At 42.3% G+C, this 15,000-nt stretch carries 11 protein-coding genes and 4 pseudogenes; 14 read left to right on the top strand and 1 reads right to left on the bottom strand.

The genetic code is table 11. The features are described from left to right. Positions 1 to 95 precede the first annotated feature (95 nt). The 9 genes and pseudogenes from WDV74_RS18120 (at position 96) to WDV74_RS18080 (ending at position 10,039) form a co-directional block, all read left to right on the top strand. Entirely contained in the window at positions 96 to 995 is a 900-nt protein-coding gene (locus WDV74_RS18120) for an IS982 family transposase (protein WP_338882223.1), read from the top strand. 125 nt (positions 996 to 1,120) lie between these two features. Continuing rightward, positions 1,121 to 1,815: pseudogene (locus tag WDV74_RS18115) on the top strand (IS1 family transposase). 326 nt (positions 1,816 to 2,141) lie between these two features. Then, positions 2,142 to 3,683, top strand: a complete 1,542-nt coding sequence (locus WDV74_RS18110; protein ID WP_338885862.1) for a pyridoxal-dependent decarboxylase — start codon at positions 2,142 to 2,144, stop codon at positions 3,681 to 3,683. A gap of 146 nt (positions 3,684 to 3,829) precedes the next feature. Continuing rightward, a complete protein-coding gene (gene brnQ / locus WDV74_RS18105; RefSeq protein ID WP_338885861.1) occupies positions 3,830 to 5,131 on the top strand; it encodes a branched-chain amino acid transport system II carrier protein in 1,302 nt (433 codons plus the stop codon). 508 nt (positions 5,132 to 5,639) lie between these two features. Beyond that, positions 5,640 to 5,965, top strand: a pseudogene (locus WDV74_RS18100) (IS1-like element transposase); the annotation flags it as partial. A gap of 675 nt (positions 5,966 to 6,640) precedes the next feature. Then, positions 6,641 to 7,879 (top strand): IS110 family transposase, encoded by a 1,239-nt coding sequence (locus WDV74_RS18095; protein WP_338885860.1) that lies wholly within the window; start codon positions 6,641 to 6,643, stop codon positions 7,877 to 7,879. Between the two features lie 62 nt (positions 7,880 to 7,941). Beyond that, on the top strand, positions 7,942 to 9,276 hold the full coding sequence (locus tag WDV74_RS18090) for a reverse transcriptase domain-containing protein (RefSeq protein WP_338885879.1): 1,335 nt from the start codon (positions 7,942 to 7,944) through the stop codon (positions 9,274 to 9,276). A gap of 101 nt (positions 9,277 to 9,377) precedes the next feature. Continuing rightward, a pseudogene (locus WDV74_RS18085) lies at positions 9,378 to 9,749 on the top strand (IS1 family transposase); the annotation flags it as partial. Next, complete coding sequence (locus WDV74_RS18080) at positions 9,734 to 10,039, top strand: Tn3 family transposase (RefSeq protein ID WP_338885878.1); 306 nt, start codon at positions 9,734 to 9,736, stop codon at positions 10,037 to 10,039. The pseudogene WDV74_RS18085 and the gene WDV74_RS18080, both read left to right, overlap by 16 nt. 12 nt (positions 10,040 to 10,051) lie before the next feature. Here the strand turns inward: WDV74_RS18080 and WDV74_RS18075 are convergent. Continuing rightward, positions 10,052 to 10,621, bottom strand: a pseudogene (locus WDV74_RS18075) (recombinase family protein). Between the two features lie 170 nt (positions 10,622 to 10,791). Here WDV74_RS18075 and WDV74_RS18070 point away from each other — a divergent pair. The 5 genes from WDV74_RS18070 to WDV74_RS18050 are packed head-to-tail and all read left to right on the top strand — an operon-like array spanning position 10,792 to position 14,997. Then, on the top strand, positions 10,792 to 11,052 hold the full coding sequence (locus WDV74_RS18070) for a type II toxin-antitoxin system Phd/YefM family antitoxin (protein ID WP_338885859.1): 261 nt from the start codon (positions 10,792 to 10,794) through the stop codon (positions 11,050 to 11,052). Between the two features lie 25 nt (positions 11,053 to 11,077). After that, positions 11,078 to 11,356, top strand: coding sequence for an arylsulfatase regulator (locus tag WDV74_RS18065; RefSeq protein WP_338885858.1), 279 nt, complete (start codon positions 11,078 to 11,080; stop codon positions 11,354 to 11,356). A 5-nt stretch (positions 11,357 to 11,361) separates the two neighbouring features. Beyond that, a complete protein-coding gene (locus WDV74_RS18060) occupies positions 11,362 to 11,676 on the top strand; it encodes a type II toxin-antitoxin system RelE/ParE family toxin (RefSeq protein WP_065391313.1) in 315 nt (104 codons plus the stop codon). Between the two features lie 31 nt (positions 11,677 to 11,707). Beyond that, on the top strand, positions 11,708 to 14,758 hold the full coding sequence (locus WDV74_RS18055; RefSeq protein ID WP_338885856.1) for a Tn3 family transposase: 3,051 nt from the start codon (positions 11,708 to 11,710) through the stop codon (positions 14,756 to 14,758). A gap of 56 nt (positions 14,759 to 14,814) precedes the next feature. After that, positions 14,815 to 14,997, top strand: coding sequence for a hypothetical protein (locus WDV74_RS18050; protein WP_338885855.1), 183 nt, complete (start codon positions 14,815 to 14,817; stop codon positions 14,995 to 14,997). Positions 14,998 to 15,000: the final 3 nt, after the last annotated feature.

Here is a 15,000-nt window from a genome sequence, read left to right as displayed (position 1 = left end):
ACGCGATGCTCGACTTTTATGGTGAGTTGAAATGACATAGCCGCTCCTTTATAACTTTAAGTCGCCAAACTGAGAGAAATAAAGGAACAAAGGCTATGTCACAGCAAGATTTTATCATTTGGGTGTTTTGTTGGGTAGACGATAATTTAACGGCGTTACAGCAAAGCTCTCGATTCAGAAGCCGGGGATACCCACCTAAGCTGAGCGATGCGGAAGCCATCACGATGGAAGTGGTGGGTGAATTCTTAGGCTTTTCAACGGATAAAGGAATTTGGACGTACTTTCGTGATCACTGGTGCGAGTGGTTTCCGGGACTGGGTTCACGCGCCAATTTTGCTAAACAGGTTGCGAATCTTTGGGCTGTTAAACAAAAGCTGCAAGAAAAGCTGGCGAGGTTATTGGGTGCGTTCGATAGGCCGGTACATATTGTCGACGGATTTCCGTTGCCCATCTGTGGATTCAAAAGAGCGAAAGGCAGTGCCAGCTTTAAAGGACAAGCTGATTATGGGTACTGCGCCGCCAAAAACGAAACTTACTACGGCTTTAAAGGGCATCTCATGATAGATGAAATTGGCGTAGTAACGGGATTCACATTGACGCCCGCCAATGTCAGTGAGCGTGAAGCGGTCTGGGACTTGACTAGCCCAATAAAAGGCTGTTTGCTCGGCGATAAAGGTTATTTAGGTTTTGAATTTCAAGAGGAAATGAAGCAGTCGGGTATTGAAATGATAGCCCCGGTGCGTGCCAATATGGATGACCCAGTCCCCAGAGAAACAAGAAAGCGCATTAATGCCAAACGGCGCTTAATTGAAACCGTCATTGGTCAACTCGCTGGGCAATTTGCTATCGAGAAGTGCTGGGCACGGGATTTGTGGCATTTGAGTAATCGAATAGCCAGAAAACTGCTTTCTCATACACTGGGTATTTTTGCCAATTTTAAACAAGGTAAAAGTCAACGCGACTGGCTTCAACAAGCCCATGTTATAGGGAGCTAAAGTTGAGCATCGCGTTAATTATATCTAATTAACATGAAAATATAGTTTTTTGAATATAAAAATAATGGTCACGTATTCAACCCGTTGATGGTTGTGTATAATCGTCATTTTTTCGGAGAAGTCACATGGCGACTGTTGAAGTAAAATGTCGATTTTGTCAGCAAACTGAATACGTCAAAAAGCATGGCAAAGGTGAGGCAGGACACCAACGCTATCGCTGTTTTTCCTGCCAGCGAACCTTCCAACTGGATTACGCCTATCGCGCGTGCCAAGCGGGTATAAAAGAACAAGTTGTTGACCTTGCCATGAATAATGCGGGTATCCGTGATACGGCCCGTGCATTACATATCAGTATCAATGCTGTTGTTCGCACTTTAAAAAACTCCAACCACGATGCGTAACAACGCTTCCACTGGATAATGTCAACGTTCAGCTCATTTGTGAAGTTGATGAGGTGTGGTCATTTGTCGGGAATAAAAAGTGCCAACGTTGGTTATGGTATGCTTGGGAAGCTCGATTAAAACGTATCATTGCCCATACATTCGGAGCAAGAAGCAAAAAAACACTCAAGAAACTCCTCAAAAAACTGGCTTCGTTTAATGTTGTCTTCTGGTGTACAGATAATTTCAAAGCTTACAGTTTATGACCCAAAAACCAGCATCTTGTCGGAAAAACCTTCACTCAACGTATTGAGCGGGAGAATTTGACGTTGCGCAACCGACTTAAGCGACTCAATCGTAAAACGTTGGGTTATTCTAAGTCACCGGAAATGCATGATAAAGTCATCGGGACTTTCATTGAAAGTGAATACTATGTTTAACACAAATCAACGGATTGAATACGTGACCTTTTGTTCCTTTATTTCTCTATTTTTGACGACTTAAAGTTATAAAGGAGCGGCTATGTCATTTCAACTCATCATAAAAGTCGAGCATCGCGTTACCTGAAATTATAAAGTTGAGTTATTGTTGAACAATTACATTTAAATAGATATTATAAAAATAATTAAATCTGAAATTTAATTTAAATTATATTGCTAATTATAACAGAAAATTACAATATGATAAGTTAATTATTTTTTGGTGGTTTTAAAATAAATAAGTTATCAAATTATTACCATAATAAATTATTGCATTTGGACTAAATATGAATCATGAAACCCATACCAATATTGATAAATCTGTATTTAAATTATCTGAAAATGGTTTAACAGATACTGAACGTGGAAAAGCATTGATAGAACTGGATTCATATGTAAAAAAAACACGCAACAAATTTATGGGTTATCAAACCAACCAAGAGCTCCACTATTCATCAGAGCTGAGTGAATACTTAGATGTTCAATTAAACAATGTTGGTGATCCTTTTGTAACAGGTAATCTTAGAGTTAATTCAAAGGTTGTTGAACGTGCTGTATTAGATTATTTTGCTAAACTTTGGAATGCACCTGACAGAAATAACGCCACACTAGGCGAGGGCTACTGGGGTTATGTGCTGTCAATGGGAAGCACAGAAGGTAATTTATATGCACTGCGTAATGCTCGTGATTATTTGGCAGGAAAAGCGCTTTGGATTGATTCGAATTCAAACAATTACATTGAACAAGGAACCTATTTAGGTGGTAATGAAAATTCGTTGAGCCCCGTACTTTTTTACTCCGAAGATACACATTACTCAATCGATAAAGCCAAAGATATTTTGGCACTACCTACCTTTGCTGAAATCGGTGAGTCGCGTTATCCCGGGCAATGTCCTATTGCAACGAATAATGGAAAATGGCCAACAAAAGTTCCGTCTCTGCCAACAGGTTCGGTTGATTTAGTTAAGCTGAGTACATTAGTAGAGTTTTTTGCGTCACGTGGTTTCCCGATAGCGATAAACTTCAACTATGGAACAACCTTTAAAGGTGCTCTTGATGATGTCAGCGGCGCGATTGAGTTATTGCTACCCATACTTGAGAAATACGGTCTCAAAAATAGAACGCTTCAAATTACTCTGGAAAATGGTAAAATTGTTAAAAGCCATCGAAATGGCTATTGGTTCCACATTGATGGTGCACTAGGCGCTGTTTATGGTCCATTCCTAGAGAAAGCGAGAGAGCAGGGAATCGATATTGGTGTAGGAACTCTTCCTTCATTTGATTTCAGAAATCCAATCCATTCGATTGTGACCAGTGGTCATAAAGAAATGGGAACCCCATGGCCAACAGGTGTTTATCTAACCAAACAAAAATACTTGCTGAGCTTCCTCAGTGTGGATTATATCGGCGCTCAAGATTCTACTTTAGCGGGTTCGAGAAATGGTTTTTCGGCGCTACTGCTTTGGCATTATTTGGCCAGATATTCTTATAACGACCAAATTGAAAAGATCGTCCATCGACTTTGGATGAGTGAAAACGTTTATCAGAAATTGAGGGCATTGAGTGACGAGCTTGACCTAGATCTTCACGTTCATCGTTCTCCACTTTCCCTCAGTATCCTGTTTCTTTGCCCTAATAATGATATTGTTGAAGATTTCTCACTGTCTACGGAAGCTAAAAATGGTATTAGGTATGCCCACCTTTTCGTTATGGAACACGTGACGGATGAACTGATTAACCAGCTTATAATGGCATTGCGTCAGTCAGGTGCTTTTAACAGAACATTATTTCTGGATAATCAACCACAATTCACTACGATAAATATCTAATTATTAAAATTAAGCAATCACCGGCTAAAGTTGGTGGTTGCTGAGTCCATATAAACATATAGCATTTTTATTGAAAATATTATGTAAAATAAAATGACTAATTTTTATTTTTTCGTCTAAAGAAAAATAAAGGGTTAATATTAATTATGACGAATAAACTATCCTCTAGAGATGTTTTAGCATTAGGTTTTATGGTTTTTGCTTTATTTGTTGGCGCTGGGAATATTATTTTTCCTCCTATAATTGGTTTTCAAACCGGTGAGAATGTTTGGCTGGCAGCTATGGGTTTTTTAATTACCGGTGTTGGATTACCTATAATTACTATCATTTCTTTGTCTAGGGTAGGAGGTCTTAAAAATCTTAGTTCACCAATAGGTAAATCTTGTGGTTTTTTGTTGGCTACTATTTGTTATTTATCAGTAGGCCCACTTTTTGCAATACCAAGAACGGCTACTGTTTCCTTTGAATTAGGTATCGCATCAATTACAAAAGAAGGTAAATTACCTTTGTTAATATACAGTATTGTATACTTTTCATTGGTTATATATGTATCACTATATCCTAAAAAATTGCTAGATAATGTAGGTTATATATTAGCACCTATAAAAATTATAGCCTTAGCGGTCTTGGCAATTTCTGCTGTTTTTTATCCAGCCGGAGAATCTGTGAAAGTAATTAATTATTATTCTGAAAACCCATTTGCAAGTGGTTTTTTGAATGGTTACTTAACGATGGATGCTCTGGCAGCTATGATGTTTGGCAGCATTATAGTTAATGCTGTACGTTCTAGAGGAATTGAATCTAATAAATTACTAAATAAATATATACTAAAAGCTACTTCTATTGCTGGTTTTTGTCTGATTTTAATATATCTTTCATTATTTAAATTAGGCTCAGATAGCGGTACTTTCTTATCTTCAGCAGAAAATGGGGCTGTAATTTTAAGAAGTTATGTTCAATATACATTCGGTGTATATGGTAGTATTTTTTTAGCTATATTGATTTTTATCGCTTGCTTGGTCACTGCCATAGGTCTGACATGTGCTTGTGCTGAATTTTTTAATTCATATTTACCATTATCATATAGGAAATTGGTAATTGTTTTTGGTCTTTTTTCTATGATAATATCAAACCTTGGATTAAATCATTTGATTCAATTTTCAATTCCTGTTTTAACAGCAATTTATCCACCTTGTATTGTTTTAGTGTTACTAAGCTTTACACAAAATTATTGGAATAATTTTTCTTTCATTTTAGCACCTACGATAATAACTAGTCTTGTATTTGGTGTTTTGGATTCTGTAAAGTCATTTGATTGTTTTTCATTTTTTATACCAAGTTGGTTTTATGAAATCCCATTGTCCAATCATCAATTGGCATGGTTGTTGCCTTCTTTTTTGATTATGTCTGTATTAATGGTTATTGATGTATTAATAAAACGAAAATAAATATTTCAATTTAAGTGTTTATTTAGTTTTCAAAAAAATAATCAATTAGACGTACTTACCAGACAGGAAGGGATTCCACTTTGATTGAATTTTAACCGCCGGTCGAATATTGATAGTTTTGTTCATTCAATACGATTTTATTGATAGATTTCTATATCTGGGTTGTATGCTTATTGCACTAGTAAAGTGTTATTTTTGATCTAAATAACCCGAATTCTGTTTAAAGCTGTTGCTGGAAAATCTTATTCTGAGTAGAAAACTTTCAGTGACGGCTTTTTCCATTTAAGGCAGTAAGCAATCAATCCACCTAAAAGGGGGTTTGTGCCCAATTCAGCGAAAAGTTACACTATTGAAAATAAATTTATTAAATTCAATTAATTATAGTTAAATTTAGTCTATTAATTTAATCTCTTTCGAGACTTTAGATATTGTGTGTCTAGAGCAACGGTCATGCTCTCAATGATTAGATATTGTGATAAACTCCCTGCTTTTTATTATGGAGTGAGAGATGGCTAAAGTGGATGTGGTTTGTCGTTACTGTCATAAAACAGAAGAGGTTAAAGGGCATGGAAAAGGACGTACTGGTCATCCCCGCTATCACTGCTATGCCTGCCGTAAAACCTTTCAACTGAACTATGCCTATCAAGCCTGTTATCCCGGCGTGAAAGAGCAAATTATTGATATGGCAGTGAATAACTCCGGTGTTCGTGATACCGCTCGTGTACTGAAGATAGGGATTAACACCGTCATTCGCACGTTAAAAAACTCTCCTCGAAAAATGTGACCAACCTTCCTCTTAAGGGAAATGAAGTCCAGCTTATCTGTGAAGTCGATGGTGCGCTGGGAAAAGCTGCACTGTTTCTTGCGGGTGAAAGCCCCGTCGTAGAAGATTAGCCAGATCACTACGTAGCGAGTCTTGCATCTCCGGCGGTAACAAAGGAGATGAAGCGTAGACAGCGAAACATTCGAGCCGAAACCAATAGGTGAACGTGATAACTCCGAAATTCACTGATTGTGTTGTGCCGATGGTATCGTCGAACCAGCAGGCAATAGTTTCTGAATGGGCACACTGGCGATTTTTTTTCCAGTCAGAAGCACACACCGGAGTCTCAGGCGTCGGCGAGTCTGTAGAGAACAGTGCGGAACCCAGGAGATCCTGACCCCTCTCAAGGGAATGAGTATATCGGGCACAAGTGCCAAAACACAAGGCCTGAGAGATGGGTATCAGGAAGTCGGAGTCAGCCATAGTAGTAATGAAACGAGTAATGATCGCGGAGCGAAGTCTATACATTCACACCCTAGAATTACACTGTTAGGTGATTCAGGGTATGCACTTACTGGTTACGAATAATGAGCGAGAATCATTCGATGATCGCCGCCTTTCTTTCGAGCCAGTAAGTGCTCCACGTTCGCTAACGAATACTCAGGGCATGCATGCAAAGTGCTGGCTATATTTCTTTCGAAGAGCGTGGAATGCATACCCATCCCCGATGAAAAAAGGAGATGGTAATGACTGCGATAAATCAGTTTACGGCTCATATTGGTCTGGATTGGGCAGATAAAAAGCATGATGTCTGTGTTCAATTTAAAAACGGTGAGCGCGTATTCCATGTGATTAAACATACACCAGAAGCACTTGATACCTGGCTCAAAGAGTTACACAAACAGGTGAAAGGCAAGATAGCTATTGCCCTTGAGCTGAAAAAAGGTCCCGTGGTGTACGCTCTTCAAAAATACCCATTTATCACCGTTTTTCCAATACATGCGTTGTCACTGGCCCGCTATCGGCAGACCTTTTGGCCCAGTGGCGCTAAGGATGATCTGCAGGATGCCGAATTAGCGTTAGAACTCATGCTGCGCTATCCCCAAAAAATAAAAGCCATTGAACCCGACAATGCGGATATCCGATTGCTCCAACAATTAGTTGAACAGCGCCGCCAACTCGTTGAAGACAAACGTCGCTTTGTAAATCGGCTCATCAACACGCTGAAACAATACTACCCACAACCTCTGGAGTGGTTCTCTCATCGGGACAGCCCGCTATTCTGTGACCTGATTACCCGCTGGCCCAGCCTGCAACAATTACAACGGGCCAGAAGTGACACCGTTCGTCGTTTTATGAACGCCAAAGGTGGTCCCGCTGTTGCCCATACAGAACAGCGCGTAGCGAGCATTGCCAATGCGATTCCCCTCACCACAGATACCCGTGTCATCGAGGCGAATGCACTCATGGCAACAGCACTGGCATCACAAATCAAACTGGTGAATGATATTATTCGAACCTACAACGAACGAATTGAAGCATTGTTCGATACCATGCCAGATGCAGAGCTGTTTAAATCGCTTCCCGGTATGGGACCCGGCATGGGGCCACGAATGCTTGCGGCATTGGGCGATAACCGTAACCGCTTTAGCAGTGCAGAAGAAATTCAAAACTACACAGGTATCGCGCCGGTCACCGAGCGAAGTGGTCAGAAATCGTGGGTACACTGGCGATGGCAATGTGCCAAGTTCGTCAGGCAGACGTTTGTTGAATGGGCTGCCAAGACAGTTCAATCATCATACTGGGCCAAACTGTACTATCAGGGGCAACGTGAAAAAGGAAAGTCTCATCAATCCGCTATCCGAGCACTGGCGTTTAAATGGATAAGGATAATTTACCGCTGTTGGAAAACCAGAACCTATTACGACGAAGCAAAATACTTACTGGCACTCAAAGATAGAAATTCGCCTTTGCTTAAAGAATAAAAAACTTGTCAAATGTCTCAGGGCGTGAGGCGGGCAGACAGATCGAACGTGAGAGGGAAACAATGACCGTACACAGCAACGACGGACAACCATGGTTAACAAAACTTGAGCGTATAGGCAAGAAATCAGCCGGTAACAAACAGCAAGTGTTCAATAATTTAGGGCATCTGCTGAACAGTGACATGCTGAAAGGACAATTCCTACGGCTTGACGGGAATAAAGCGGTAGGTATTGATCGCATGACAAAATCCGCTTACGGTGAACATCTTGATGGGAATATTCACCATCTCATCCTGCGAATACGCAGAGGGACGTATCGCCCGAAAGCCGCCAGAATCACGCCGATCCCGAAAGAGGATGGTAGTCAACGGCCACTGGCAATTTCGTGCATAGAGGACAAACTGGTGCAACTTGCGGTCAGTGATATTCTCAGCCAAATGTATGAGCCGCTGTTTCTGCCGTGTTCATACGGGTTTCGGCCGGGATTAAATTGTCATGCGGCATTGAAGGCACTACAACAGCAAACATACCGTAACTGGAATGGGGCGGTTGTGGAAATTGACATCCGACAGTACTTTAACACGATACCTCATATTGAGGTGATGAATTTACTGCGGAAGAAGATATCAGATCGCCGTTTCCTCAGACTCATCAAGGTCTTAATAACGGCACCCGTTATCGAGGGTAAACAGATATCCGACAATGTGTGCGGATGTCCCCAAGGGTCAATCGTATCGTCAGGACTTGCCAATATCTACCCGCACTATGTGATAGATGAATGGTTTGATGAAATCAGCCGTTCACACATTCATGGTCGGGCAGAAATGGTAAGGTACGCTGATGATAGGGTGTTTACCTTTGAGTTCCTGAGTGAGGCAAAACGCTTTTATAAGAGATTACCGAAACGACTGAGTAAATACGGTCTGGCGTTGCACAGTGACAAATCGCAATTAATTCCGGCGGGTCACGTTGCAGCAATGAGAGCTAACCAGTCTGGCGGACGCTTACCTACGTTTAACTTTCTGGGATCTACCTGCTATTGGGGGGTATCGCGAAAGGGTTTCTGGCGACTGAAGTTGACCAGTCGAAAAGACCGTTTTGCCACCAAATTGAAGGAGCTCAGGGACTTCCTCTGGAAGAACCTGAATACCCCTGACAAAAGGCGTGTTCTGACTATCGTCATCAGGGTTATCAAAGGCTGGATAAATTATCACGGTATTTCTGATAACCAGAGACGAGTCGGGCAATTTATCTACCAAAGCAAGCGGGTACTCTACAGATGGTTTAACCGGAAGGGAGGGCGTCGGGGGCTAACGTGGGAAAAGCTGACTCTGATCCTGAAAGTGCTGGGTTATCCTTCAAGCTGGAAAGTCCATTCAATGTTCAATTCTTGCTGAATAGGTGTGACGACTGGGGTCTGTCGGGAGCCGGATGCGGTAGTTCTGCATGTCCGGTTCTGAGGAGGGATCTGCCCGGGTGACTGGGTAGGTCTACTCACCAGCAGTGGTCATTTGTCGGAAATAAGAAAAATCAACGCGGGCTCTGGTATGCCTGGGAGCCTCGCCTCAAGCGAGTCGTGGCCCATGTTTTTGGTGATCGCAGTACGGCGACTTTACGCAAACTCCTTGAGTTATTATCACCTTTTAATGTCAGGTTTTACTGTACGGATGATTATGCACCTTACAACCGACTTCCTGAAGAAAAACATATTGTTGGAAAACATTATACCCAACGTATAGAAAGAACCAATCTGACATTACGTGCACGTTTAAAAAGACTGAATCGAAGGACGATAGGTTATTCCAAATCAGAGGAGATGCACGATAAGGTGATAGGGACTTTCATCGAACGGGAATACTATTCTTTATAGGGCAATCTAACTATTGGAGTCACGACCCTTTTCGGGAACTGGGGCGGGTTGTTCGCACGTTATTTTTATTACGATATCTGTCTGAATCTGATTTTCGACAAACAATACGGGCAGAAACAACAAAAATTGAATCCTATAATGATTTTCTGGATTGGATTACCTTTGGTGGACAGATAATCAAAAGCGGTGATCCTGTAGAGCAGGCAAAGCAGGTGAAATACTCGGATATTATAGCCAATGCCATTATGCTTCGTAATGCGGGTCCTGTGGAAGAACCCCCAGATCTGTAAACTTTGTGAGAGCTACGAGTTATCCACGTGCTTAAATGTGTTCAAAACACGGTAGATGGTTGCTTCGCCTAGCTTGAACTCCTTGGCTAACTGACCAATCGTAGTGCCGGACTGACGCTTGAGATAAATATCATTTCGTATATCTTCGGTTAACTTAGCGGGGCGCCCGAATCTGACACCATTCTCTTTCGCTTTGGCGATCCCTTCCGCCTGGCGTTCACTGCGTAAGTCATTTTCAAACTCCGCCATGGTGGCCAGCATATTGAACATAAGACGCCCTGTTGACGTTCGGGTATCAATATTTTGATCCAGAACGACCAAATCAATATTTTCTTGCTGAAAGCGACTAGAAATTTGTGATAAATGATCCACTGAACGTGCAAGCCGGTCTAATTTTGTGACGATCAGCGTATCACCTTCACGCAAGTAATCCATACAGGCTTGGTATTACGGGCGGTGTGCTGTCCGACCACTGCGTTTTTCCTGATAAAGACGTTCACACTCCGCTTGTCTTAATTTTTCCAGCTGAATATCTAAACTTTGAGCTGTTGAGCTGACCCGCGCATAACCAATTTTTGCCATAACCTATCATTATCCTTTAGACCATTTGATTGAGTACTTATGATAGGACTTTTGAGAGTCATTTGCAGTGGTTGTCAAAAAGTATACTTTTTGATAGTCTTAAATTTGATCATATCGTTCGATTCGTTTATATTGTTTGAATCATGCCATGATTCAATGAGAGGACTATTATGGATGCTCTTTCTGCCAATGAAGCCAAAACCCAGTTTGGTGACATGCTACTCAAAGCACAACGTGCCCCAATCCAAATCAATAAAAACGGAAAACCCGTTGCGGTGGTTATCTCAATGGATGAATACGAAAGTATTGAAACACTCCGGTTAAAATTATTGCAGTCAAGAGCTGAGCAGGCCAGAGTTGATATTGAATCCGGTAACACCCTCGATGGCGAAACCTTTTTTAATGAACTGATATCAGGTCAGTACGATTAGAACTTCACCTATTGAGGAGAAAAAAATGTCTGTAGCCGGACTGAGTGCAGAACAATTACAACGGGTGAAACGTATACACGAATATGCTCCCCGTTTTCCCCTGACAGAAACCGATGATGCGCAATTACTGAAAACCTGTTACGACTATATGGATACATTCAAACAGGTGATAGACAGTGCATCCACTGCCCGGCTGGATGATATTTGCCCGCAATACACCGGTTTTTTCCAATTCGCCAAACTCATGGAAATGTTGGCTCAGGGTATTGCTGAGGGTATTATCGACGTTCCAAGGGATCATTAGCCTTAATGACTATATCAAACTACCGCTTAACGCCTGATGCTCAGGCCGATCTGATTGAAATCCGTCGTTTTACTGTACAGCAATGGGGTAAGATGCAATCGGAAAAATACCTGTCCGGACTTCAACAAACCTTTCGTTTGCTGGCTTCTACCCCTGCACTGGGAAGAAGCAGGCCGGAAGTCGGATCGGGCGTATTGAGTTTTCCTTATGTCAGTCATGTCATTTATTACCTCATCCACGAACGGCAACCGGTGATATTTGGTGTGCTGCACAAACGGATGGTGCCTGCAAATCATCTGGACGGACGCGAAATGATTTGATTGTCTGGCCTCATTGAATCCGGGACTCGCAATGGAAAATATCAAGCGTATTCACTTATTATCCAATACCGAAATCGAAGAACTCTATGCCTGTCCCGAATTCAATGATCACGAACAAAACCTGTATTTTTCCTTAAGCCCGGCAGAACGGGCTGTTCTCGAACAGTTTCGCAATACCCAGACTCGTATCCATTTCATCCTGCAACTGGGTTATTTCAAGGCGAAACAACAGTTTTTCAACTTATCACTTGATAAGGTCATCCAGGATGTTCAGTATATTGCGGCTACGTATTATAGCGATACTGATGCGGCCCGGTTCACAGGCTCACTCTCCCGCAAATACAGGCGCAGTCAGCGGCAGGCCATACTCTCGCTCTTTGGTTACCGAAACTGGTCTCCGCAATATACAACTGAAATAGAATCTCATCTCGCCTATTTGTTGCGTTACTATCCCAAAGGGCACAGTGCGTTTCGTCAACTGCTGACGTATTTTGAGCATCAAAAATTGATGCTCCCGTCCTACCGAATTCTACAGGATATTTTCAGCCACGCCTTTATTGCGGAGGAAAATCGCCTGAATGCGGCAGTTTCCTTGTTGCCTGCCGTAATCACTGAGCAACTGGACGCTTTGGTACAGCGGGATGACGGTATCACTGCCCTTAATATTATCCGTGCCGACCAAAAGGATTTTCAGTACACCGCTGTCAGAATGGAAGTAGATAAGGCATTGCGTATTGAAGATCTCTATCAGTTTACTCGGGATTTTCTGCCTTCTCTGGCGTTGTCAAAAAATGCTATCCGTTACTATGCGGAAATGGCCGAACAATATGCTGCCTCCCGGTTGCGCAGACTTAGCAAAACCCAACAGTGGCTACAGGCCTTGTGTTTCGTCTATCACCGTTATCAGCAAATCATGGATAATCTGATTATCAGCTTTTGTTATCACACACGGGCGATCATGGATGCCGGTAAAATTTATGCGTCGATAGCCCACATGGATCACAGTGCCAAAGTCGTCACGGATTTTCCCGGACTGGCAAAGTTTCTGAAATGGTTTCCAGAACGGAACCCAAACATGAGCCAGACCGAACTGAATGAAGTGGCATTCAGTATGTTGCCCAAAACACAATTTTCCGTTATGGCAGACTTTTTGGAAGGCAAATCTTTTGATAAGAAAGCGGCGTTGTGGGAATACTATGGTCAGTCATCCCGCTTGCTCTCGTTGTATCTGCGTCCGATATTTACCCGGGTAAAATTGGAATATTATAAGAAAGACAGTCAAATAGGCGAACTGATCCATGTATTGAAAACACATTACGCCAGTGGAAAAAGTCCAGCCGCCTTAAAAATCTGCGATGCGCTGGGATTCACCATTCCCAAAAGTATGAATGCCTACCTGAAGCGGAAACCCTCGGACACTCGAATCGATCCGTATTTATTTGAGTTTTTTGTCTATTTAAAGATGCTCCATGAGATTGAACGAGGCCGTCTGTATTGCAATGACAGTGTCTCGTACTGTGATATTGATACCGATCTGGTTGACGATACGCTGGTTGATCACGTTGAAAAGATCGCGGCGGAGTTTGGTTATTCCCGCCTTCCTGTTTACTGTGACCAGCGTCTTGATGAAGCGCTACAGGAGCTGGATGAAGCCTGGGAGAGGACGACTTACAATATTCGTGAAAATAACAATCCCGGCTTTAACGTTCGTGAAACCAAAACCGGACAACAACACTGGAGTCTGCACTATGACAGCGTTGAAAAGCTGGACGATGCTTTTTTCAAAAACTTGCCCAAAGCTGAAATTGCTAACATTGTCATGTTCATCGGTGAGCTGACTGACCTGTGGCGTGGATTTACCCACCTGAAAGACCGTTATACTAAGCGGAAAAAACCGTTACCGTTGGCAATTAATGCCTGTTTGTTGTCGGAAACCTTTGGATTTGGTGCATTGAAAATGGCGGATATGTCGGATATGGAACTCAACCCGCTTCGCGCAGTACGGGAAGATTTTATTCGGGTGGATACGCTTTGTGCAGCCAATGAAATCGTCAGCAATCATATCCATTCACTGGCGATCTTCAAACAGTGGAATCTCATGGATAACAAACTATTGGCTGATGCAGACGGGCAAAAATTTGCAACGACAGACAGTACGATGCAATCCCGTTATTCCAGAAAGCATCTGGGTAAAGGCCGTGGCATCTCGCTCTACACACTGCTCGCCAATTACGTGGCGGTTAATGCGAAAAATATTGGTCTGAATGAGTACGAAGGTCATTCATTGTACGACATGATTTACAACAATAAAACGGATATCGATATTCATATGGTGACAGGGGATAACCACTCACTGAACAAGCTGAATTTCGTCACTCTGGATTCTATCGACGTAGATTATGTTCCCAGTATCAAGAAGGTGCGTCACGCAGCTGACGCTATTTATTCAGCGAAACCTCTGGATTATGATACTGGTATTCTCAAACCTAAAGGGGTGATTAATATCGAACGTATCCGCTCTCAGCGGCGAGGCGTTCTGCGTGTATTGCTTTCACTGATCATGCAGGAAAATACCCAGAGCAATATCATCCGAAAACTGAACTCTCATGCCCGTTACGCCAGATTAAAAGCGGCGTTGTTTGAATATAATGCCTTCTTCAAGAGCACTCATGTTCTCAATCTGATAGATGATATGGCACTCAGAAAAGCGATCCGAAGCGCCCGAAACCGGACAGAAGCCTATCATCAGCTTCAAAGTAACATCCGAAAAACGTACAACGGTATCTTCAAGGGTAAAAAAATCGTTGAAAACCGGGTCAGTGCTCATGCAGCCAGATTGGTTGCCAACTGCATCATTGCCTACAACAGTATGATCCTGAATGCGGTCTACCAGAAGATGCTGGCCAACGGTGTTTCTCAAGAAATTATTGATGAGTTTACGCGGATTTCGCCGATTGCCTGGACACACACGTTGTTCACGGGGCGATACAACTTTAAGAGAAATAACGGAAAAATCGATGTAGAAGCGATGGCGAGGATATTGGAGTCTCACCTGAAACAACATTTTTGGCGGGATGACTGATCAGGGTTTTCTCTCAAAGTTTACAGATCTGGGGGTTCTTCCGATGGACCCGTAATGTGTCAGATTTAACGGAAATACTGACAAAAGCATCAGATGCTGGTTATAAAATAACGCCAGAACAGGCAGCGGCACTCAGTCCTTATATACGTGATCATATACGCCGATTTGGTCGGTATGATGTGGATATGACAATTTTTCCACCAGAATTAAATCCCAAGCCTATTCCAATTGGCGTATGAAAA

Source organism: Xenorhabdus sp. TH1, assembly GCF_037260955.1.
Lineage (GTDB): Bacteria > Pseudomonadota > Gammaproteobacteria > Enterobacterales > Enterobacteriaceae > Xenorhabdus > Xenorhabdus griffiniae.
The sequence above is the reverse complement of the archived record's forward strand: the minus strand, read 5'-3'. Positions and strand labels throughout refer to the sequence as shown.

Bases quoted from the DNA above. Each gene is read 5' to 3' on its own strand.
- WDV74_RS18120 (WP_338882223.1), top strand. From the start codon at position 96: ATGTCACAGCAAGATTTTATCATTTGGGTGTTTTGTTGGGTAGACGAT.
- WDV74_RS18110 (WP_338885862.1), top strand. From the start codon at position 2,142: ATGAATCATGAAACCCATACCAATATTGATAAATCTGTATTTAAATTA.
- brnQ (WP_338885861.1), top strand. From the start codon at position 3,830: ATGACGAATAAACTATCCTCTAGAGATGTTTTAGCATTAGGTTTTATG.
- WDV74_RS18095 (WP_338885860.1), top strand. From the start codon at position 6,641: ATGACTGCGATAAATCAGTTTACGGCTCATATTGGTCTGGATTGGGCA.
- WDV74_RS18090 (WP_338885879.1), top strand. From the start codon at position 7,942: ATGACCGTACACAGCAACGACGGACAACCATGGTTAACAAAACTTGAG.
- WDV74_RS18070 (WP_338885859.1), top strand. From the start codon at position 10,792: ATGGATGCTCTTTCTGCCAATGAAGCCAAAACCCAGTTTGGTGACATG.
- WDV74_RS18065 (WP_338885858.1), top strand. From the start codon at position 11,078: ATGTCTGTAGCCGGACTGAGTGCAGAACAATTACAACGGGTGAAACGT.
- WDV74_RS18060 (WP_065391313.1), top strand. From the start codon at position 11,362: ATGACTATATCAAACTACCGCTTAACGCCTGATGCTCAGGCCGATCTG.
- WDV74_RS18055 (WP_338885856.1), top strand. From the start codon at position 11,708: ATGGAAAATATCAAGCGTATTCACTTATTATCCAATACCGAAATCGAA.